Consider the following 19,626-nt stretch of genomic DNA (forward strand, 5'->3'; position numbering starts at 1 on the left):
AGCGGCGTCCGCCGGCTCAGGTGCCGGAGCAGGGCCGCCGCTTTCATCCGTACCGCGTAAGTTAGGCGTATCGTCTCATGCTGGCTGCCATCGCACCGTCGCCCGCCTCCCCGCATGGACACACGGCCGCCGCAGGGCACCGCATTCGTGTCCTGATCGCAGACGACTCGGCCGTCGTCCGCGGGCTGGTGGCGCGCTGGCTCGGCGAGGCCGGCTACGAAGTGGTCGCCACCGCCGCCAACGGCCGTATCGCCGTCGAGGCGATGGGGCGCCACGACCCCGACGTCGTCCTCCTCGACATCGACATGCCCGAGCTCGACGGCACCCAGGCGCTGCCGCTGCTGCTGGCCAAGAGCCCGGGCCTCCAGGTCGTCATGATGTCGACCCTGACGACCCGCAACGCCGACATCTCGCTTCGCTGCCTGGCGCTCGGCGCCGTCGACTACATCGCCAAGCCCGAGAGCAATCGCGGCGTCACCACCTCCGACGTGTTCCGCACCGACCTGATCGAGCGCGTCCGCGTCTTCGGCAGCACCCGTGCCCGGCGCCGCCCGGCGCAGGCCCCCGGGACCCATCCCGTCGGCGGTCTGGCGGCCGCGCCGCCACCACCACCGCGACCCGCCGCCCCGGTGATTCTGCGCCCGAAGGCGCGCACCGCCACGCCGCCGCGCGTCCTCCTCGTCGGCGCTTCCACCGGCGGTCCGAAGGCGGTCGGCGAGGTGCTCGAGAAGATCGGCGCCGCGACCCTGCGCCAGTTCCCGGTCCTCATCGTCCAGCACATGCCGCCGGTCTTCACCGCCGTCTTCGCCGAGCATCTCGGAGCCCGCACCGGGCTTCCCTCCGCCGAGGGGAAGGCCGACGAGCGGCTGCAGCCCGGCCGCATCTACGTGGCGCCCGGCGGCCGTCACATGGGCCTTGCCGGAAGCCGGGGCGACATCACGATCCGACTCGACGACGGCCCCGTCGTCAATTTCTGCCGGCCGGCCGTGGATGTGCTCTTTCGCGACGCCGCCGCGATCTACGGCGCGGCTGCCCTCGCGGTGGTGCTCACCGGCATGGGCTCGGACGGGACCGGTGGCGCGAGGGCGCTCACCGAGGCCGGTGCCGCGGTGCTGGCGCAGGACGAGGCCACGAGCACGGTCTGGGGCATGCCCGGCAGCATCGCCAAGGCAGGCCTCGCCCAGGCCGTCCTGCCGCTCGGCGAAATCGGCGGCGCATTGCGCAACCTTCTGATGGGACAGGGCGCATGACCGACGTCGACTTCGATTTCCTGCGCGCCTATCTGAAGACGCGCTCCGGCCTCGCCCTCACGGCCGAGAAGCGCTACCTCATCGAGAGCCGGCTCAGCCCGATCTGCCGCCGGTTCAACCTCGCCGGCCTGCCGCAGCTCGTCTCGGCCCTCAGGGGCGGTCGCGATCTCGTCATGGAGAAGGCGGTGGTCGAGGCGATGACCACCAACGAGACCTTCTTCTTCCGCGATCGCACGCCCTTCGACCTGTTCAAGGACGTGCTCCTTCCGGAAGCGATCGCGCGGCGTGCCGCCCAGCGCAAGCTCAGGATCTGGTGCGCGGCGGCCTCCACAGGCCAGGAGCCCTATTCCCTGGCGATGCTGCTGCAGGAGGCGGCGCCCAAGCTCGCCGGCTGGAACATCGACCTCGTCGCCACCGACCTCTCCACGGAGGTACTGGAGAAGGCCAAGGCCGGGCTCTACAGCCATTTCGAGGTCCAGCGCGGCCTGCCCGTGCAGCTCCTCGTCAAGAATTTCGAGCAGATCGGCGAGCAATGGCGGATCTCCCAGACCCTGCGGAGCATGGTGGATTTCCGCCCCCTCAACCTGCTGCATCCGTTCGAGACCCTCGGCACCTTCGACATCATCTATTGCCGCAACGTGCTGATCTATTTCGACGCCCCGACCAAGGGCGACGTGCTTGGACGGCTCAGCGCCAGCCTCTCGCCGGACGGTGCCCTCCTGCTCGGAGCCGCCGAGACGGTGATCGGCCTGACCGACAAGCTCGCACCGAGCGCCCAGCACCGCGGGCTCTACAACCAGGCTGCGGCCACAGCGCGCAATACCATGGGCGCCTCCGCACCGGCGCCCTTGCGGCGCGTCGTCGGGCTCTGACGCCTCAGCCGGCGCCGTCGAGGACGGCGCCGCGATAGGTCTCGATCACCTCGCAGAAGGGCAGGCCTCGGCCGGTGCTGAGCAGGGCCCTGATCGAGAAGAGCTGCGTGTCCGGGCGAATCCTTGCGTCCTGGTCCGTCCAGAGGATGTCGAGGGCGAGGTTTCGCCGCTGCGGTTCGAGCGGGTGAACGATGCGGCCGAACGGCGTGGTGCTCGAATCGAGCAGACGGTTCATCGCAGGATCGAGGCGACCGGGAACGTACCAGTTCTCGGCCTCCGAAAGGACCAGGCCGTCGCAGGCGAGCCTGACGCGGCGGTAGCGCACGATCTCGTCCTCGGCCAGGGCCAGCCGCTCGCGTTGCTCGATCGTCGGGGGCTTGTGCGCCGTCGCCACCGGGTGGGCGAGGAGGCGTGGTTCGGCCACGATACGGCGCTCGCGGCACCAATCTTCGAGGATGGCGGTGGCGCTCGGGCCGCTCAGTAGCCGATCCGCCAGGACGCCAATCAGCGAAGCGTGTGAGGTGTGCGGATGACCCTCGGTCACGCCGCGTGTCTCGGACGTCCGTCAAACATTCTGATGGTGAGGGAGGGACAGTCGCGAGGGTGAATGGTGGAGCCTAACGGGATCGAACCGATGACCTCTTCCATGCCATGGAAGCGCTCTCCCAGCTGAGCTAAGGCCCCACATTCAACGACCGGAACAGGCGCGATGCGTCGTCCCGGCAGCAAGTCCGTCGGTTCGTCGCGGACGGCGACCGGCGGAGGCGGTTCTATATTCGGGCGCCTTGCTCGACTCAAGCCCCCCGATACCGATCGGGGCAAGTTTTTTGAGCCGGCCACCCGATCGAGCCGATTTTTCAGGTCTCCTCGTCGTTCTCGATGTCGCCGTCAATCAGGTCGGCAACGTCGTCGTCGCCGGTATCTTCCTCTTCGAGGAAGGTGTCGTCGGCATCCGCCGTATCGCCGTCATCGGCATCGTCCGCCACCGGATCGGCGTCGTCCTCCGCCGCCTCGACTTCATCGAGCGAAACGATCTCGGGACCGTTCTTGTCGGCGTTGACATCCTCGTCGTCGTCGGCCGGAACCGCGGCTGATCGGGCGGCGAGGGCGGGCGCAACGACGCGGCTCGTGGCGGCGGCCTGGTAGATCGTCCCGCATTTCGGGCAGGTCGCCGGGTCGCGATCGAGGTCGTAGAACTTCGCGCCGCAGCTCATGCATTGACGCTTCATGCCGAGTTCCGGTCTGGCCACGGGCGAAAACCTCTAAGAAGTGCTGGTCGGGGGAGGGGGTCCGTTAGTCGGGCGGAGGTGTCCTGTCAAATACCTGTGCGCTCCGCCCGTCGCGAGCTTTTGTGCCATTCGGCCGAAGGCGGCTCCTCGCGCTCCGGATGACGCCGCCTCATGTGCATGATAACGGGCGCTGCAGCCTCCGGTCTGCCTCGTCCCGGCGAGTGCCGGCCGGCCCGACCAGAACTGAAAAAGCAGCTTTCCGTGTCGCATGATTCCGCACCACAGCCCCTGACGGCTTCGTCCGGCGCCCCTTTGCGCGGCGCCCTGCGCCCGCCTGGCGACAAGTCGATCTCGCATCGGGCGATGATCCTCGGCCTGCTCTCGATCGGCGAGACGCGGGTGGAGGGCCTCCTCGAAGGCGACGACGTCCTGCGCACGGCCGAGGCCTGCCGAGCCCTCGGCGCGGGCATCGACCGCCTCGGTGAGGGGCGCTGGGTCGTGCGCGGCGTCGGCATCGGCGGGTTGGGCGATCCCGCCTCGGTGCTGGATTTCGGCAATGCGGGCACGGGCTCACGGCTGATGATGGGCGTCGTCGGCGGCCAGCCCGTCACCGCCACCTTCGACGGCGACGCCTCCCTGCGAAAGCGCCCGATGCGGCGCATCCTCGATCCTCTGGTGCGAATGGGCTGCGAAGTCGTGTCGGAGGAGGAGGGCGGGCGCGTGCCCCTGACCCTGCGGGGCCCACGCGAGGCGATTCCGATCACCTACGAGACGCCGGTGGCCTCGGCGCAGATCAAGTCGGCGGTGCTCTTTGCCGGACTCAACGCGCCGGGCATCACCACCGTGATCGAGGCGGCGGCCACCCGCGACCATACCGAGCGGATGCTGCGCTTGTTCGGGGCGGAGGTGGCTGTGACGAAGACGGGCGAAGGCGGCCATGGCCGCACGGTCGCGCTCACCGGCCAGCCGATTCTGCGCGGCACCGACGTGGTCGTACCGGCCGATCCGTCCTCCGCGGCGTTCCCGCTGGTGGCGGCGCTGATCGTGCCGGGTTCCGAGGTGACCATCGAGGGCGTCATGATGAACCCGTTGCGCATCGGGCTCATCACCACCCTGATCGAGATGGGCGCGGATATCGAGCGTCTGCGCGAGCGCGAGGAGGGCGGCGAGACCGTGGCAGACCTTCGCGTGCGGGCGAGCCGCCTCAGGGGCGTCGAGGTGCCGCCGGAGCGCGCGCCCTCGATGATCGACGAGTATCCCGTCCTTGCGGTGGCCGCTGCCTTTGCGGAGGGCACCACCCGCATGATCGGCCTGCACGAGCTCAGGGTGAAGGAATCCGACCGCCTCGCCGCCGTCGCCGACGGCCTTCGCGCCAACGGCGTCGCCCATCTCGTCGAGGGCGACGACCTCGTCGTCCACGGCAACGGCAGCCCGCCGCCCGGCGGCGGCACGGTGGCGACCCATCTCGACCACCGCATCGCCATGGCCTTCCTGGTGATGGGCCTCGCCACCGAGCGGCCCGTCACCGTCGATGACGGCGCGATGATCGCCACGAGCTTCCCGAGCTTCCTGCCGACGATGCAGGGGCTGGGCGGCGCGATCGCAGGGTGAGCGGCATGCCGATGGTCATCGCGATCGACGGACCTGCCGCCTCCGGCAAGGGCACCCTCGCCAAGCGGCTCGCTGCCCATTACGGGCTGCCGCACCTCGACACGGGCCTGCTCTACCGCGCCGTCGCCCTGACGGTGCTCGATGCCGGCTACGACCTGGACGACCGAAACGCTGCCGCCCGAGCCGCCTCGACGCTCATCGCGGATCGTTTGGCCGACCCGCGCCTGCGTCAGCGGGCGATGGGCGATGCGGCCTCGCGAATCTCCTCGGTGCCGGCCGTGCGCGCCGCGCTCCTCGCCTGGCAGCAGCGCTTCGCCAGCGGCGAGGCCGGCGCCGTCCTCGACGGTCGCGACATCGGCACCGTCGTCTGCCCGGACGCCCGCGTGAAACTGTTCATCACCGCCGCCCCCGAGGAGCGGGCGCGACGCCGCCACCTCGAACTCATGAGGCGCGGCGAGACGAGCTCCCTCTCGGCGATCCTGGAAGACATCGTCGCCCGCGATGCCCGCGACGCCTCGCGCAGCACCGCCCCGCTCAAGGCGGCCGCCGACGCCGTGGTGCTCGACACCACCGAACTCGACCCCGACGAGGCCTTCGAGGCCGCCCGCGCCGTGGTGGACCGGATGCGCTCGCACTGAGCGGGTGGAACTGGTCCTACTTCGCCACCACCTCCACGGTCCCGAACCCGGTGCGGCCGAAGCGGTCGGGACGGTACATGTCCTCGATCGTCGCAGCGGGATGCACGTAGGTGCCCGGCGAGATCACCCGCACGGTGTAGGCCGCGCCGAAGAAGGCGGATTGCTCCGGGGTGCGGTCGAAGGCGGCGACGAAGCGGTCGTCGCGGAACTCGGTATGGCTCGGCGCCACCTCGCTTTTGGCGAAGGCGAGGCCCGTGAGGGCATCGGCGTCGAGGAGCTTGGGATTGTCGATCTCCAGCCCCGCCGGCAGGCGGTCCACCAGGAGGAGCCGCCCTGCGCTGGCCTTGGCCTCGGTCACCTTCAGCACCACCACGAGGCGATCGTTCTGGCGCAGGCCCTGGGCGAGGTCGACCGCGGTGCCGTCGAGCCGGTGATAGGTCCGGGAGATGGCGTAGCCGCGCGACTCCGCGGGCTCCGGGCTGATCGGGTTGCCGGTGACGCTGATCGCGGTCTGGACGGTGCTGCGCCCGTCATTGGTGATCGTCACCGGCTTCGTATCGAGGGCGGGCGCCCTGTAGAGCCGGGTCAGAGCACCGGATTGGGCAACGTCGTCGACCCGGAAGCTCAGGGCCTCCGCATCCTTGGCGAGTCCCTGCGCGGCGAGCACCATCCAGGCGTTCTCCTGCGTGCTGGTCGGCCGGCCGGAGGCCCGCTCCTGGGTGATGACGGCGCCCACGGGCTGCAATGTCTGGGCGGTCAGCCCGGCCTCTGCCGCGAGGGTGAGCAGGCCGGCCCCGTCGCGCAGGCGCGAGCCGTAATCCGCCCGATAGACCCCGGTCTCGCCCGTCGCTTTCAGGGCAGAGACCGCCGAATCGAACGCTTTGACCGCCCGCCCGCGATCGCCCAGCAGCGCCAGCGCCGCTGCGATCTGGCCTCGCCCCAACGGCGTCGAGAAGTCGGAAAGCTTGGTGTCGGCGAGGTAGCGCAGATCCCCCATCACCGGCCGGCCGTTTCGGGCCAGAACATAGGCGGCGTAGGCGATGTCCATGCCGCCGTCCTTGACCTCGGTGGTGTTGGCAACGGCGTTGCGCAGGCGGTCGAGGGCGCTGGTGAAGGCGACCTGCGGCACCGAGAAGCCTCGCTCTCGGGCCCGCGTCAGGAAGTCGGTGACATAGGCGTTGAGCCAGGTGTCGCTCGACCAGTCGGTGCCCCACAGGCCGAAATCGCCCGCCGAGTTCTGGCGCGCCAGCACCCGGTCGATCGCCTCGCGCACCCGCTCGTCGGCCTTGTCGTCGAGACCGAGCCTGTCCATCGCCGCGAGGCGATTGACGTAGAGGAGCGGCATCGCCCGGCTCACCGTCTGTTCCGAGCAGCCATAGGGATAGTGGTCGAGCGCCTGGAGCAGGGCCGGAACGTCGAGGGCGGCCAGCGACGAGGCGGTGACCGAGATCGCGCCGGTGCCGGGCAGGATATCGGCGAGCAGCGCGCTCGAGACCTGCAGGCTGGCGCCGGGTTCGAGGGGCCGCACGGTGCGGCGCACCAGGGATCCGGTGCCGGGCCCGATGGCGAGCGCGAAGCTCTGCCCGACACTGCCGGAAATGCCGGGGCCGGTCAGCGTCACGTCGAGGCGGGTGAGGCCCGGCCCGGCGGCGGTGATCGGGATCGTCAGCGAGCCCTTGGCGCCGGCCTCGAGCCGCACCGTGCTGTGCGCGGCCTGCGCCGAGACCAAGGCGGGGCCGGTGAGATCGAGGTCGACCGTGTAGTCGCCGGCCGCGCCCTCGACATTGTCGATCGCCACGAAGAAGCGCGAGCGGTCGCCGACATTGAGGAAGCGCGGCAGGGTGCCGGTGAGGACGACGGGATCGCGGATGATCACGTCGGCCTGGGCGGCGCCGACCTTGGCCCTGCTCCAGGCGGTCACCATTACCCGGCCGGTGCCGTTGAAGGCGGGCAGCGGGAAGGTGACGCTGGCGCGCCCGTCCGGCCCGACGCTGACGGGGCCGGAATAGAGAGCGAGGGGGGCCTGGGTCGGCGGCGCGTCGGCGAGTTCGTTGCCGCTGCCGTCACCGCCCGAGCGGATCGCCCCGAGCGTGCCCTGCATCCCATCGATCAGGTATCCGTAGAGGTCGCGAATCTCCGGCCCCAGGGCCTTCTGGCCGAAGAAATAGGAGACGGGATTGGGCGATTCGTAGCGGGTCAGGTTGAGGATGCCGACATCGACGAGGGCCACGGTCACGCGCGCCTCCTCGCCCGGCTCCAGACCGGCGAGGCGGATCGGCAGGTTCAGGTTCTCGCGCGGCCGCGTCTTCTCGGGCGCCTCGACCGCGACCTCAAGCTGGCGCTTGGTCCGGTCGACCGAGAACCACGCGACCCCCAGCGCCCGGCCCGGCAGGCGCTTGGCTGCCTGGTCGAGGGGACGGTAGGCGGTGGCGACGAGATAGGCGCCGGCGCCCCACTCGGCCTTGACCGGGATGGTGGCCTCTGTGCCGCCTTCAGAGACTGGAATGTCGAGGAGTGCGTGGACCTTGTCGCTCACCACCGCGAGCGTCGCGGTGCCCTTGAACTTCGGCTGCAGCTTCACCCGCAGGCTCTCGCCGGCGGAATAGGCGGCCTTGTCGAGGCGCAGGTCGAGGAGGTCGGGCACGTCCGCGGTCTCGCCGCCGCTCCAGCCGACGGTGAAGCTCACGCTCGCGGCGGCACTGGGCTTGCCCGGCGCCTGAACGTCGAGGCGGTAGGTGCCGTAGCTCACGGTCTGGGCGATGCGGGCCGGGGCATCGGCTTTCAGGTCGATGCGGCCGTCGGCGATGCGCCGGGTCGCGGTCACCGGCTCGTAGGCCCAGCGGCCGCTCTCGCGGTACCACTGGTAGCTCTTCTCGACCTTCGAGAGCGTCCAGGTCGTGCCGGGTTGCGCAAGGCGCGTGCCGTCGGGCGAGGCCATCACCACGTCGAACCCGGCACTGCCGCCCTCGGCCAAATCGCCCGAGAAGGTCTTGCGGATCGCCAGCACCGGCCCTTCTGGCAGGATCGGCAGGGTGAGGCTCCGGCTGAGCGCCCGCCCGCCCGGCTCCCCGACCTGCAGGGTGATCTTGGCCTCCACCGGCCGCGGGGCGGCGAGGACCGGGATCGGCACGTCGAGGGTGGCGGCACCCTTGGAATCGGTCGTGGCGCGGGCCTCGATCTCGGCAGAGGTCGCCTCGACGCTCTCGTCGTCGAGGCCGATCGAGAAGCCCTCCAGCCCCTTGATGCCGCTACCCGAGGCCGCCTGGACGAGCACCGTGCCCGAGACCTCGAGCCCGGCGCCCGGCGCGCCGTAGAGGTAGCGCGAGGCGACCGTAATCCGCGCCGACTGGCCCCTGGTCAGGGTCGGAGCGGCGCTCGACAGGCTCACCTCCAGGCGCTCGGGGACGTAATCCTCGACGAGGAAGCTCGCCTCGCCGACCGGAGGCGCCTTGGGGTCGGTATAGGCCAGCACCCGCCAGGTGCCTTTGGCGGCGCCCGACAGCAGGGCGACCGGGAGGCTACGCCCGCCCACGCCCTGGTCCGCCACCTGGACCCGGCGGTATTCGACGCCGTCGGGGCGCTTGACCACGAGGGTCAACGGGATGTTCGGCAGCGCGACCCCTTGCGCGTCGCGCAGGAGCGCGGTGAGGTTCACGGTCTCGCCGGAGCGATAGACCCCGCGCTCGGGAAACAGATAGGCCTCGACCGCGCCCGGCGCCGGGCGGCCCTTCACGCCGCGATCGGTGAGGTCGAAGGCGGATTGGTTGAGGTCGAGGAAGCCGTAATCGCCGCCCAGCTCGGCGACGACGAGGCCCGGCGCGATGCCGCCCTCGCCGCGGGCAAGCCCCGGATCGAAGGCGACATGGCCCTGCGAATCGGTCTTCGCCGTCGCCAGGATCTCGTTGTTGCGCGCCACCAGCCGGATCTCGGCGCCCTTGACCGCCGCCGCGCTCGCCAGCGAGCGGGCGAAGACGTGGACGCCGTCGCGGCCCTTGAACACGGTGAGGCCGAGGTCGGAGACGACGAACCATTGCGTCGCCTGCGCCTCGTATCCCCCCTCCTCGTCCTGGGCCGGGGCGACGCCGCTGGCCTGGGCCAGCATGATGTAGAGGCCGGGTTCGAGGGTGCCGACCGCCTGCAGCACCGGGAAGGCGGTGATCGCCTCCTGGTTCAGATCGGCCTTGGCGGTGTCGAGCACGCCCTTCCAGACGCTGCGGCCCTTCTGGTCGGCGATGGTCTTGGCCGTGGCGCCGTTGAGCTGGCCGAGGAACTCCTCCGAGCGCAGGGAGGGGAGCAGGCTGCGGTCGCCGATGCGCAGCACCTCGACATTCACCTTCGCGGCGTTGACCGAGACGATCGGCACGCCCGCCTGGCCGGTGCGCGGCAGGACGTAGTTGCGGCCGGTGAAGCGGACCTGGGGCGAGCGGTCCCGAACGTAGACCTCGTAATCGGCGGCTTTCAGCAGGGTCTCGCCGACGGTCGAGGGCAGGCCCTGGCGCAGGACGAAGGCATAGCGCTCCCCGTGGCGCAGACCGTCGACGCAGAGCTGCTGGCCGCTCGCCGTCACGGCGGCGTTGGCGCTGCCCGAGACGGCCACGAAGGGCGCGAAATCGGTCTTGGAAGCCAGGCTCTCGGAGAACTGGAAGCAGACGCGCGGGGCGGCGGCATCCGAATCGACCTTGTAGTCGAGGATGCGGAAGCCGTGCTCGGCCCGCACCGATTCGTAGGCTTCGCGCACCGACGGCTCGTCGGCGAGCGCCAGGCTGGCGCGGTAGGCCTCCAGCGACGGGCGCCAATCGGAGGTGGCGGCATAGACCTCGGCGAGCTGAGCGAGCGACTGCGCTTCGAGGTCGGCGGAGGGCGCGCGCTGATAGGCGAGATAGGCGGACGACCTGGCATTGCCGCGCAGGACGCTGCGGGCGTTGTAGTCGCGGTTGTTCTCGTCCTGTGCCACCGCGATCGCGGCGCGGGAATAGGCGATCCAGGCGAGTGGGTCGCCCGGCGCGCCGGTGACGGCGGAGACCAGGAGCTTGAGGGCCTCGGCGGGCTTCTCAGCTTCGATCAGCGCCTCGCCTTCCTCCAGTGCCTGCGCGGCGGGCTTGGCCGCCCCCGGTGTCTTGGCAGACGCCTGGAGGCTGGCTTCCAGGCGCACGGCTTCGCTGGCGAGGGTTTCGCGAACGAAAGTCTTCTGCGGAATGGCCGGCTTGGCAGCGATCCTCGCTGCGGGCGTTGCGGGCGCCTGCGCCATGGCCGGGCCGGAGAGGCCGATCATCAGAGCCGCGAGGAAGGCGGCACGCCGCCGGAGCCCAGCCGATCCCGCCATCGTTCAACTCCGCCGTAGGGCGCCGATCCCCCTCCGGTGCCGGCGCGGACCCTAGCAGGTCGTGGGCCGGCCGCAACGGATCTTGCGCTCCTGAGGACTACCTGCCACCCGATGCCCTGGTCAGGGTATGTCGGCGGGAATCCACGCCTTTACGGTCGGCCGAGACAGCAGACGCTGACGGTAAGCGGCGAGCGCCGGAGTCGAGGGCCGAAGAATGGGCGTCAGAAGCCAGCGTTGGAGCGACAGCCCGAGCACGACATCGGCCAAGGTGAAGCACTCGCCGAGGACGTAGCTGCCGCCTTCCGCCATGTGGCTCTCCAGCACGAGCATCAGCGCATTCCACCGCTCCGTGCTCCGGGCGATGGCAACATGGTCGTCCTTGTAAACCGGGTTTTGGCGTACCAGCCCCAAAAAAGCGGCTTGGCAGGCGCCGTTGAGGTCGGCGGCTTGCCAATCCATCCATTTCTCGACGTTCGCGCGAGCGAACGGCGTATCGGGCAGAAGATCCGTCCGCTCTGATTTTGCCGCCAGATACCTGCAGATCGTGTTGCTTTCCCACAGAGTTCCATCCTCGCAGATGAGAACGGGCACGAGACCATTTGGATTGAAGGCCTGGAACTCCGGGCTTCGCGTGTCCTTCGACAAGGCCCATTCGTTCTCGTGAACGAAGCTCACGCCCGTTTCTGCCGCGGTCCAGAGAACCTTGCGGACGTTGATGGAGGTCGAACGGCCAAGGACGCGCATCATCAGTCTGCTCTAGCATGATGAGCCCTCCTCAAATCGCCATGACGAGGAAAGCTGCCGGATTTTCTCCCCCGGAACGGGTGAAATGGCGAGGGGGATGCCGAAGCCTTGCGAGTGTCGCCGCGGCACGGTGGTCGACGTTGATGAGTACGCTCTGGAAATCGAGCTCGCGCTCTGCCAAACCTCGGCTGCACCACCGGAGAACCGAGCCATGGCGCGTCGCGATCGATTCGGGTGGTCCGCAACGGCGGCCGCCATCCTGATGGCGACGGGAACGCAGGCTCAGGCCCCGGTCCCCCAGAGGCCGCTCGCCCCCCCGAAGCCCGCCACAGCTCCCGATACGGTCTTCGACGCGGCGAAGGCTGCCTACGAGTCCCTGCCCGAGCCCGATCGCAAGGCGTTGCAGGACGCGCTCGTCTGGACCGGCGACTACAACAGCGTGATCACCGGCACCTATGGCAGGCGCACCCACGACGCGCTGATGGCCTATGCCGCCAGGGCCGGCGCGAAGGAGACGGGATTTCCCGCTCCCGCGACCCGTGCGGCCCTGCTCACGGCCGGGGAGGCTGCGCGCAAGGCGGCGAAGTTCACGGTGCAACGCGATCCCGCCAGCGGCGTCACCCTCGGCGTGCCCGAGCGCATGCTCCCCAAGCGATCGAGCATTCCGGGCGGCACCAGGTGGCAGAGCGCCGACGGCGGCATCACCCTCGACGCCAAGTCCTTCTCGCAGGGCGAGACCGACCTCGATGCGACCTTCGCCCGGCTGACCGCCCCGAGCCCCGATCGCAAGGTGACCTACAAGATCAAGCGGCCCGACTTCCTCGTGGTCACGGCCGAGACGGCGCAGGGCAAGTCCTACATCCGCTACGCCTCCGGCGCCGACGGGATTCGCGGCTTCACCATCGGCTACGGAAAGCAGGGAGCAGCGGACATCGACCGCTTCGTCATCGCCATCGCCAACAGCTTCGCCCCGTTCGAGACGGCGGCGCCCGGGCCTGCCCCTTCGGCTACTCCACCGGCTGTGGCATCACCGAAGGTGCCCCTGCCCAAGGTGGCCCTGCCCAAGGTGGCCCCAAGCAGGCCGGCCCCGGCGGCGACGGGCCTCTCCGTCGGACCCGGACGCGTGCTGACGAGCGCTGCCGCCCTTGCCGGCTGCGCGACTCCGACGATCGCGGGTAAGCCGTCGCGTGTGATCGCGAGCGATCCCGCCCGTGGCTTGGCTCTCCTCGAAGGATCAGGGCTTCCTGCGAAGGGCAGTGACATCAGGGGCGTGCCCTTGGCCCGCGAGGCCGTCGATGGCAGCGCCGCGGTGATCCTCGGCGCCGAGGCGGCAGGGTCGGTCGTCGTCGCGCCGGGAGAGATGGCCGGGGAGGGGGTCTTCGCGCCGCTCCAGCCGGGAAGCGGAGGGGCGCCGGTCTTCGATCGGTCGGGCCGCCTCGCCGGACTGGTCTCTACCTTTCCGACGGCACCCCGTCTGATCGCTGGCGTGATGCCGCCGACGCGCTACGTCCTCGTCTCTTCACAGCGGGTCGCGGCGTTTCTCGCCGAGAACGGGGTCGCCCCGAGCCCGGCGCCCGCGGATGCCGGGCCGGGCTCGGTCGGCTCCGTCACGGCCCGCCTCGGCGGGCTTGTGGTCGGCATCACCTGCGGCGGCTGACGCGCGTCAGAGGCGGCCGGTGACCAGGAGCACGATCAGAATGATGATGAGGATGCCGCCCAGGCCGAAGCTCTGGCCGCGATAGGCGCCGCCGCCGAGGAAGTTGCCGCCGCCGAGCACCGCCAGGATGAGGATGATGAGGAGAATCGTGGTCAAGGTCATGGGGGTACTCCGAAACGGCCGAGCTTGAGCGCCCGAGCTTGACCAGTGCAACGTCCCCCGGTTGATTCCGTTCAACGGTTTTTCAAGGACTTGTGAACGGACCTCGACGCTTCTCAGGCCCGCCAGTCCGGCAGGGACTCGCCCTTCTCCGTCAGCCAGCCCGGCACCGGAAGGCCGCGCTCCTGCAGGAAGGCCGGGTTGAACAGCTTCGAGGCGTAGCGCGCCGCGCCGTCGCAGAGGATGGTCACGACGGTATGGCCCGGCCCGAGCTGGCGCCCCAGGCGGATCGCCCCGGCGACGTTGATGCCGGACGAGCCGCCGAGACTCAGGCCCTCCTCGCGCATCAGGCCGAAGACGATTTCCAGCGCCTCGGTATCGGGGATGCGGAAGGAATGATCCGGCCGGAAGCCCTCGAGGTTCTTCGTCACCCGGCCCTGGCCGATGCCTTCCGTGATCGACGAGCCCTCGGCCTTGAGCGTCCCGGTCTCGTAATAGGCATGGAGCGCCGAGCCTTCGGGATCCGACAGGGCGATCTTCACGCCGGGCTTCAAGGCCCTCAGAGCCTGCGCGGTGCCCGCCAGGGTGCCGCCTGTGCCGGCGGCGCAGACGAAGCCGTCGACCTGTCCCTGCGTCGCCTCGAAGACCTCCGGTCCCGTCGTCTCGACATGGGCCTGTCGGTTGGCGAGGTTGTCGAACTGGTCGGCGAAGAAGGCGCCCGCGGGTTCGGTGGCGGCGAGCTTCTCCGCCAGCCGTCGCGCCACGTGGACGTAGTTGTCGGGATTGGCGAAGGGCACCGCCGGCACCTCGACGAGGCGAGCCCCGGCGAGCCGCAGCGTCTCCTTCTTCTCGGCCGACTGGGTTTCGGGGATGACGATGACGGTGCGATAGCCGCGCACGGAGGCGACGAGGGCGAGGCCGATGCCGGTATTGCCGGCGGTGCCCTCGACGATGGTGCCGCCCGGCCGGATCAGCCCACGCGCCTCTGCGTCCCGGACGATCGAGAGGGCGGCGCGGTCCTTCACCGAGAGGCCGGGATTCAGGAACTCGGCCTTTCCCAGAATGGTGCAGCCGGTCTCTTCCGATGCGCGGTGCAGCCTGATCAACGGCGTCCCGCCGATGGCGGAGAGGACGTCGGTGTGGAGGGATGCGTTCATGGGTCGGGTCTCAGGTCGGCTGGCGCGGGTAGATGATGATCGACAGATAGGTGATCGGCCATGACACCAATGTCTCCGGGCCGTGGACGCCGCCGGAATCGAACAGCAGGGCGTCCCCCGGCGCCAGGGGGTAGGAGCGGTCGGCGTGGCGGTACACCACCTCGCCGCTCAGCATGTACAGGAACTCGATGCCGGCATGGCGAAAGCCCGTATAGGGCTCGGCATCGGGCTGCAGGGTGATGAGGTAGGGCTCCACCACCACGTCGCCGCCGAGGGCCGCGCCGAGCAACGCGTAGAGGTGCCCGACCTTGGTGCCGCGCCGCTCGATCATCACGCCCTGGCCGGCGCGAACATGCGAGCAGTCGCGCTTCTCCTCGAAGGCGGCAAAGAGCGCCGTGATCGGCACGTTGAGCGCCCCCGCGATGGCGTTCACCGTCGAGAGCGAGGGCGAGATCTGGCCGTTCTCGATCTTCGAGATCATCCCGAGCGAGACGCCCGCGGCAGCCGCGAGATCGGAGACCGACAGGTCGCGCTCGCGCCTAAGGCTCCGGATTTGGTGGCCGAGCGCACGCTCCAGGGTGCGCGGCGTCTCGGGCGGCGCGCTGGAGCCCGTCGTCAGGTCGGTGGCGGAACGATCCGAAAAGGCCATGGCGGCGACCCTAATCCGTGCGGCGGCGGCGGGCCATGGTGCCGTCAGGAATTTCCCTGGGCGGCGTCTTCTGACTCGTCCATCAGCGGGTGCAGGTCCCGCACCATCCCCTTCAGCCGCGCATCGAGGACGTGGGTGTAGATCTGCGTCGTGGCGATGTCGGCGTGTCCCAGGAGCTCCTGCACGATGCGCAGATCCGCGCCGTTCTGGAGGAGGTGGCTCGCGAAGGCGTGGCGCAGCACGTGCGGGCTGACCTTGTCCGCGCGTAGGCCCGCGGCGGCGGCGGCCAGCTTGAGGTCGCGGGCGAAGGCCTGCCTCGTCAGGTAGCCGCTGGCGCTGTCGGAGGGGAACAGCCAGGATCGTTCCCCCGTCTGCCCGTCGCCGGGCAGCCCGGCGAGGTGGAGAATCATCGCCTCGCGCGCCATGTCGGTGAGCGGCACCAGCCGCTCGCGCCCGCCCTTGCCGCGCACCATCAGGAAGCGCTCTCGCGTCGTCGCGGCGCTGCGCGGCAGGGCGATGAGCTCGGAGACGCGCAGACCCGTGGCGTAGAGAAGTTCGAGAAGGCAATGCATGCGGATCGCCCGTCTCCGGGCGCTGCCTTCTTCGACTGATGCCGCCTCGCGGGCGAGGCCGAGCAGCCGGTCGACCTCGGCGACGGTGAGCACCTTGGGCAGGGTTCGCCCCCGGCGCGGGCCGGCGAGCGCGACGGTCGGGTCGCCGGTGGCAAATCCCTCGGCGTAGAGGAAGCGGTGGAAGCCGCGGATGCAGGAGAGACGCCGCGCCGCCGACGAAGCCTTGAGGCCGCGCGTCTCGAGACCGGCGAGATAGGCGCGCACCTGCGCCGGCTCCGCCTCGGCCGGGTCGATCCCGTCATCGGCCAGCACGGCGACGTAATCGTCGAGATCCCGGCGATAGGCGGCGAGGGTGTTGGCGGCGGCGCCGCGCTCGGCCGCCAGCATCTCCAGGAAGGCCTCCGCCGGCCGCTCCGCGGGTTCCGTCACCTCGGCGGCGGCTGCAGCTTGGAGGCCGGGATCGTCACGCTCATCTCGCGCGGGGTCGGCACCACGAAGGTGGCGAGCGCGACCATGCCGGCGAAGACGAGGCCGCCGAGGATCGCGAGGGTGGCGAGGAAGCGGAACAGGGTCGGCACGTCGGGCGAACCTCGATCGGGCGGGTGGGCATATCGCGCTGCGGTGTCAGGGGTTTCTCCTACGGAGGAGCGGAAGGCAAGGACTTCTCGGCCACAGCCGGCGGGGGATACGTTTCGCTGAGGTTGCAGAACCACCGCTTCGCCCACATGCGGAAACACGGTAAGGATGGGACAAAGTGGGCGCCGGCATCGACCGAGCCGCCCGACACGATAAAAAGAGCCGAGCCGACGCCGCGCCGATGCGAAACCTCACCTGATGAGCGAGCCAGAGCCAGAGAGCGACCCGATCGAGCTGCGTCTGCGCCGTGCGCTGGGCACCCGCTCGATCGTGCTCGTCGGCCTCATGGGCGCGGGCAAGAGCACCGTCGGTCGCCGTCTCGCGGGCCGACTCGGCTTGATGTTCAAGGACGCCGATACCGAGATCGAGGCTGCGGCCCATCTCAGCATCCCCGACATCTTTTCCATCTACGGCGAGCCGAGCTTTCGAGAGGGCGAGGAGCGGGTGATCGCCCGGCTGATGCGCGAAGGCCCGCTGGTCCTCGCCACCGGCGGCGGCGCCTTCATGCGCGAGGCCACCCGCGCTCGCATCGCGGAAGCCGGGGTCTCGGTCTGGCTGAAGGCGGATCTGGACGTGCTGATGCGCCGGGTACGCAAGCGCGGCGGCCGGCCGCTCCTGCAGACCGAAGATCCGGACGAGACGATGCGCGAGTTGATGGCTCTGAGGCACCCCGTCTATGCACTCGCCGATGTGGTGGCGCTCTCGCGCGACGTCTCCCATGACCGCGTCGTGCAGGACGTGATGGAGGCCCTCGACGCTCATCTCAACGGTCCCTCGAACCAAGGCGTCGCCGCACAGTGAAGTCCCTCAGCGTTCATGTCCCCCTCGATGGCGGCCGCGACTACGACATCCGCATCGGCCGCGGCCTCCTGGATCTCGCAGGTGCCGAGGTCGCGGCTTTGGGCGGCAAGGCGGCGGCGATCGTCACCGACGAGAATGTGGCCGGCCTCTACGGCGACCGCCTTCGGGCGTCCCTGGAAGCTGCGGGCCTGCGCACGGGGCTCGTCGTGGTGGCTCCCGGGGAAGCCTCGAAGAGCTATGCCACCTATGCGCAGGTCTGCGATGGGCTCCTCGCTCACAGAATCGAGCGCAACGACATCGTGGTGGCGCTCGGCGGCGGAGTCGTCGGCGATCTCGCTGGTTTCGCCGCCGCCACCCTGCGGCGAGGCGTTCGCTTCGCGCAGGCGCCAACGACCCTGCTGGCCCAGGTCGATTCCTCCGTGGGCGGCAAGACCGGGATCAACTCCCCCCACGGCAAGAACCTGATCGGCGCCTTCCACCAGCCGCGCCTCGTCGTCGCCGACACCGCCACCCTCGACACCTTGTCGGAGCGCGAGATGCGGGCGGGCTACGCCGAGGTGGCGAAGTACGGCCTCATCAGCGATGCCGGCTTCTTCGAATGGTGCGAGGCGAACTGGGCCGGCATCTTCGCGGGCGGGCCGGAGCGGGACGAGGCGGTGGCGATCTGCTGCCGGGCCAAGGCCGGCGTGGTGGTGCGCGACGAGCGCGAGGACGGCGAGCGGGCCCTCCTCAATCTCGGCCATACCTTCGCCCACGCCCTTGAACGGCTGACGGCCTACGAGTCCGCGCGTCTCGTCCATGGCGAGGCGGTGGCGATCGGGCTCGCGCTCGCCTTCCGGTTCTCGGCCCGGCTCGGCCTCTGCCCCGGCCAGGAGGCGGGCCGCGTTGCCAACCACCTGGCGCTGGCCGGCCTGCCGACCCGGCTTCAGGCGGTGCCGGGCGGAAGCGGCGATGCCGACGCGATCCTGGAGGCCATGGCTCAGGACAAGAAGGTGCGCGACGGGGCGCTCACCTTCATCCTCGCCCGCGGCATCGGCCAGAGCTTCATCGCGCCCGGCATCGACCGGGCCGAGGTGAAGGCGTTTCTGGAGGCCGAGTTCACGGAGAGCTGACCGGTTCAGGCGGCGTCGACCAGCGCGTACCCGTTGCCGCGGCGCTCGATCCGTCCGCGTGCCGCCACATGCATGCCGGCCACCACCAGGCCATCGGCAGCGGCCTGATCGAGGATCCGGCGGCGTGTCGCCCGCGCCTGGGCCTGATCGAGATCCCAGATCACGCTCCATTCGGGGTGCGGCATCTGCAGGATGCGCGAATGGACGATGTCGCCCCAGACCAGCAGGCGGTCGTTCCCGTCGGTGACGAGCACGCCCGAATGGCCCGGCGTGTGGCCGGGCAGGGGCATGAAGGCGATTCCCGGCGCCAGATCCGCCGCCCCCGACACCGCGCGGACACGGCCGCGATAGGCCGCGAGTACCGCCTGAGCCGCATCGAAGAACGGACCCATCTCCGCTGGGGCCCGCGAGCGGGCGGCATCGTCGGACCAATAGGCGATCTCGGCTTCCTGTACGAGGATCTCGGCCTGCGGGAACCGTGCAACGCCCTTCGGGTCGAGGAGGCCGCCAGCATGATCAATATGCAGATGCGTCAGCCAGACCGCCTCGATGGCGCCCGGCTCGATGCCCGAGGCGCCGAGGGCTGCTGGCACCTTGCCGAAATCCGGCCCGAACAGTCCGCCGCAGCCGGCATCGATCAGCCAGGCGCGCCCGGCTCGCCTGACCAGGAAGGCGTTGACCGGTTCGGGCGTCGGGCCGGCGGGCGGCAGGCCTGCGGCGCCGAGGAGGGCCCGCCCCTCGTCGCTGTCGGCGCCGGGGATCATCTTCGGCTCCAACGGAAACGACCCGTCGCGAAGCGCCTCGATCGTGGTGCCGCCGACCCGGATCGCGGCATCGGCCCAGGCAGTCCTGACGAGCGGGAATGCGGCGGCGGCACCGAGGAGGCCGCGTCGGGAGAGGGGAAAGGCCATCGTGGAATCGGTCCTGGTCCGGGATCGGGCCGTAACCTCAGCTGAGCCCATCACGATGTCCAGCTGCCCGGCGCCGCCGAGAGGCTTGATACGGCTTACGACCGATCAGGTCGGTGTGGCGCAGTCCCTCCCCTTTGTGGGGAGAGGGTCGGGGTGAGGATAGGTCCGCTGGCCTGCGCAGCAGGGGCACCCAGCGACCCCACCTGCTGCCCCCTCCGCACGAGGAAGAGGAAAGGCCGGCGGCTCACGACGTGATCAAGCGGAGAGAGCGTCAGGTGGGCCGAGGACGTGAGATCCCAAGCGAA

General features: G+C 70.1%; 17 protein-coding genes and 1 tRNA gene. 7 read left to right on the forward strand and 11 right to left on the reverse strand.

From position 1 onward, the window contains the following. Positions 1-77 precede the first annotated feature (77 nt). Together cheB and K2Y56_RS12280 are read left to right on the forward strand one after the other, a co-directional pair. Positions 78-1,250 (forward strand): chemotaxis-specific protein-glutamate methyltransferase CheB, encoded by a 1,173-nt coding sequence (gene cheB, locus K2Y56_RS12275; RefSeq protein ID WP_292507667.1) that lies wholly within the window; start codon positions 78-80, stop codon positions 1,248-1,250. Next, a complete protein-coding gene (locus K2Y56_RS12280; RefSeq protein WP_292507668.1) occupies positions 1,247-2,122 on the forward strand; it encodes a protein-glutamate O-methyltransferase CheR in 876 nt (291 codons plus the stop codon). Before cheB ends, K2Y56_RS12280 begins: the two co-directional genes overlap by 4 nt. A 4-nt stretch (positions 2,123-2,126) precedes the next feature. Here K2Y56_RS12280 and K2Y56_RS12285 read toward each other — a convergent pair whose 3' ends face one another. The 3 genes from K2Y56_RS12285 to K2Y56_RS12295 form a co-directional block, all read right to left on the reverse strand. Beyond that, on the reverse strand, positions 2,127-2,666 hold the full coding sequence (locus K2Y56_RS12285; protein ID WP_292507669.1) for a hypothetical protein: 540 nt from the start codon (positions 2,664-2,666) through the stop codon (positions 2,127-2,129). Between the two features lie 64 nt (positions 2,667-2,730). Next, positions 2,731-2,806, reverse strand: a tRNA-Ala gene (locus K2Y56_RS12290). Positions 2,807-2,979: 173 nt separating this feature from the next. Then, on the reverse strand, positions 2,980-3,372 hold the full coding sequence (locus K2Y56_RS12295) for a TIGR02300 family protein (RefSeq protein WP_292507670.1): 393 nt from the start codon (positions 3,370-3,372) through the stop codon (positions 2,980-2,982). Positions 3,373-3,612: 240 nt separating this feature from the next. Between K2Y56_RS12295 and aroA the strand changes: the two genes are divergently transcribed. Next, positions 3,613-4,962 carry a 3-phosphoshikimate 1-carboxyvinyltransferase gene (gene aroA, locus K2Y56_RS12300; RefSeq protein ID WP_292507671.1) on the forward strand — a complete coding sequence of 450 codons (1,350 nt, stop codon included), beginning with the start codon at positions 3,613-3,615 and terminating at the stop codon, positions 4,960-4,962. 5 nt (positions 4,963-4,967) lie between these two features. Further along, entirely contained in the window at positions 4,968-5,600 is a 633-nt protein-coding gene (cmk, locus tag K2Y56_RS12305; RefSeq protein WP_292507672.1) for a (d)CMP kinase, read from the forward strand. Positions 5,601-5,616: 16 nt separating this feature from the next. Here the strand turns inward: cmk and K2Y56_RS12310 are convergent, their stop codons facing one another. After that, a complete protein-coding gene (locus tag K2Y56_RS12310; RefSeq protein ID WP_292507788.1) occupies positions 5,617-10,848 on the reverse strand; it encodes an alpha-2-macroglobulin in 5,232 nt (1,743 codons plus the stop codon). Positions 10,849-11,043: 195 nt separating this feature from the next. Continuing rightward, on the reverse strand, positions 11,044-11,670 hold the full coding sequence (locus K2Y56_RS12315; protein ID WP_292507673.1) for a glutathione S-transferase family protein: 627 nt from the start codon (positions 11,668-11,670) through the stop codon (positions 11,044-11,046). A gap of 208 nt (positions 11,671-11,878) precedes the next feature. On the opposite strand from K2Y56_RS12315, the gene K2Y56_RS12320 reads away from it, so the two are divergent. Then, positions 11,879-13,324, forward strand: a complete 1,446-nt coding sequence (locus K2Y56_RS12320) for a peptidoglycan-binding protein (protein WP_292507674.1) — start codon at positions 11,879-11,881, stop codon at positions 13,322-13,324. A gap of 6 nt (positions 13,325-13,330) precedes the next feature. On the opposite strand, the gene K2Y56_RS12325 is transcribed toward K2Y56_RS12320, so the two are convergent. The 5 genes from K2Y56_RS12325 to K2Y56_RS12345 form a co-directional block, all read right to left on the reverse strand. After that, positions 13,331-13,486, reverse strand: coding sequence for a hypothetical protein (locus K2Y56_RS12325; protein WP_018046049.1), 156 nt, complete (start codon positions 13,484-13,486; stop codon positions 13,331-13,333). Positions 13,487-13,599: 113 nt separating this feature from the next. Then, positions 13,600-14,640: a cysteine synthase A gene (locus K2Y56_RS12330; RefSeq protein ID WP_292507675.1), complete on the reverse strand. Its 1,041-nt coding sequence runs from the start codon at positions 14,638-14,640 to the stop codon at positions 13,600-13,602. A gap of 10 nt (positions 14,641-14,650) precedes the next feature. Further along, complete coding sequence (locus K2Y56_RS12335) at positions 14,651-15,289, reverse strand: XRE family transcriptional regulator (RefSeq protein WP_292507676.1); 639 nt, start codon at positions 15,287-15,289, stop codon at positions 14,651-14,653. 44 nt (positions 15,290-15,333) lie between these two features. After that, positions 15,334-16,290, reverse strand: coding sequence for a site-specific tyrosine recombinase XerD (locus tag K2Y56_RS12340; protein WP_292507677.1), 957 nt, complete (start codon positions 16,288-16,290; stop codon positions 15,334-15,336). Then, positions 16,287-16,439 (reverse strand): histidine kinase, encoded by a 153-nt coding sequence (locus tag K2Y56_RS12345; RefSeq protein WP_292507678.1) that lies wholly within the window; start codon positions 16,437-16,439, stop codon positions 16,287-16,289. Before K2Y56_RS12345 ends, K2Y56_RS12340 begins: the two co-directional genes overlap by 4 nt. A gap of 256 nt (positions 16,440-16,695) precedes the next feature. On the opposite strand from K2Y56_RS12345, the gene K2Y56_RS12350 reads away from it, so the two are divergent. Beyond that, positions 16,696-17,298, forward strand: coding sequence for a shikimate kinase (locus K2Y56_RS12350; RefSeq protein ID WP_292507679.1), 603 nt, complete (start codon positions 16,696-16,698; stop codon positions 17,296-17,298). Then, positions 17,295-18,410: a 3-dehydroquinate synthase gene (gene aroB, locus K2Y56_RS12355; RefSeq protein ID WP_292507680.1), complete on the forward strand. Its 1,116-nt coding sequence runs from the start codon at positions 17,295-17,297 to the stop codon at positions 18,408-18,410. The genes K2Y56_RS12350 and aroB overlap by 4 nt, the downstream gene beginning before the upstream one ends. A gap of 5 nt (positions 18,411-18,415) precedes the next feature. Here the strand turns inward: aroB and K2Y56_RS12360 are convergent, their stop codons facing one another. Then, the gene (locus K2Y56_RS12360) at positions 18,416-19,321 is read right to left on the reverse strand and encodes an MBL fold metallo-hydrolase (RefSeq protein ID WP_292507681.1); all 906 of its coding nucleotides are present in this window, start codon (positions 19,319-19,321) and stop codon (positions 18,416-18,418) included. Between the last annotated feature and the right edge of the window lie 305 nt (positions 19,322-19,626).

The organism is Methylobacterium sp. (genome assembly GCF_019745455.1).
In the GTDB taxonomy this organism is placed as follows: Bacteria; Pseudomonadota; Alphaproteobacteria; order Rhizobiales; family Beijerinckiaceae; genus Methylobacterium.

Coding starts and splice junctions, on each gene's coding strand:
- K2Y56_RS12335 (WP_292507676.1), bottom strand. CDS start 15,289: ATGGCCTTTTCGGATCGTTCCGCCACCGACCTGACGACGGGCTCCAGC.
- K2Y56_RS12360 (WP_292507681.1), bottom strand. CDS start 19,321: ATGGCCTTTCCCCTCTCCCGACGCGGCCTCCTCGGTGCCGCCGCCGCA.
- K2Y56_RS12310 (WP_292507788.1), bottom strand. CDS start 10,848: ATGGCGCAGGCGCCCGCAACGCCCGCAGCGAGGATCGCTGCCAAGCCG.
- K2Y56_RS12325 (WP_018046049.1), bottom strand. CDS start 13,486: ATGACCTTGACCACGATTCTCCTCATCATCCTCATCCTGGCGGTGCTC.
- K2Y56_RS12315 (WP_292507673.1), bottom strand. CDS start 11,670: ATGATGCGCGTCCTTGGCCGTTCGACCTCCATCAACGTCCGCAAGGTT.
- K2Y56_RS12280 (WP_292507668.1), top strand. CDS start 1,247: ATGACCGACGTCGACTTCGATTTCCTGCGCGCCTATCTGAAGACGCGC.
- K2Y56_RS12330 (WP_292507675.1), bottom strand. CDS start 14,640: ATGAACGCATCCCTCCACACCGACGTCCTCTCCGCCATCGGCGGGACG.
- K2Y56_RS12350 (WP_292507679.1), top strand. CDS start 16,696: ATGAGCGAGCCAGAGCCAGAGAGCGACCCGATCGAGCTGCGTCTGCGC.
- K2Y56_RS12320 (WP_292507674.1), top strand. CDS start 11,879: ATGGCGCGTCGCGATCGATTCGGGTGGTCCGCAACGGCGGCCGCCATC.
- cmk (WP_292507672.1), top strand. CDS start 4,968: ATGCCGATGGTCATCGCGATCGACGGACCTGCCGCCTCCGGCAAGGGC.
- cheB (WP_292507667.1), top strand. CDS start 78: ATGCTGGCTGCCATCGCACCGTCGCCCGCCTCCCCGCATGGACACACG.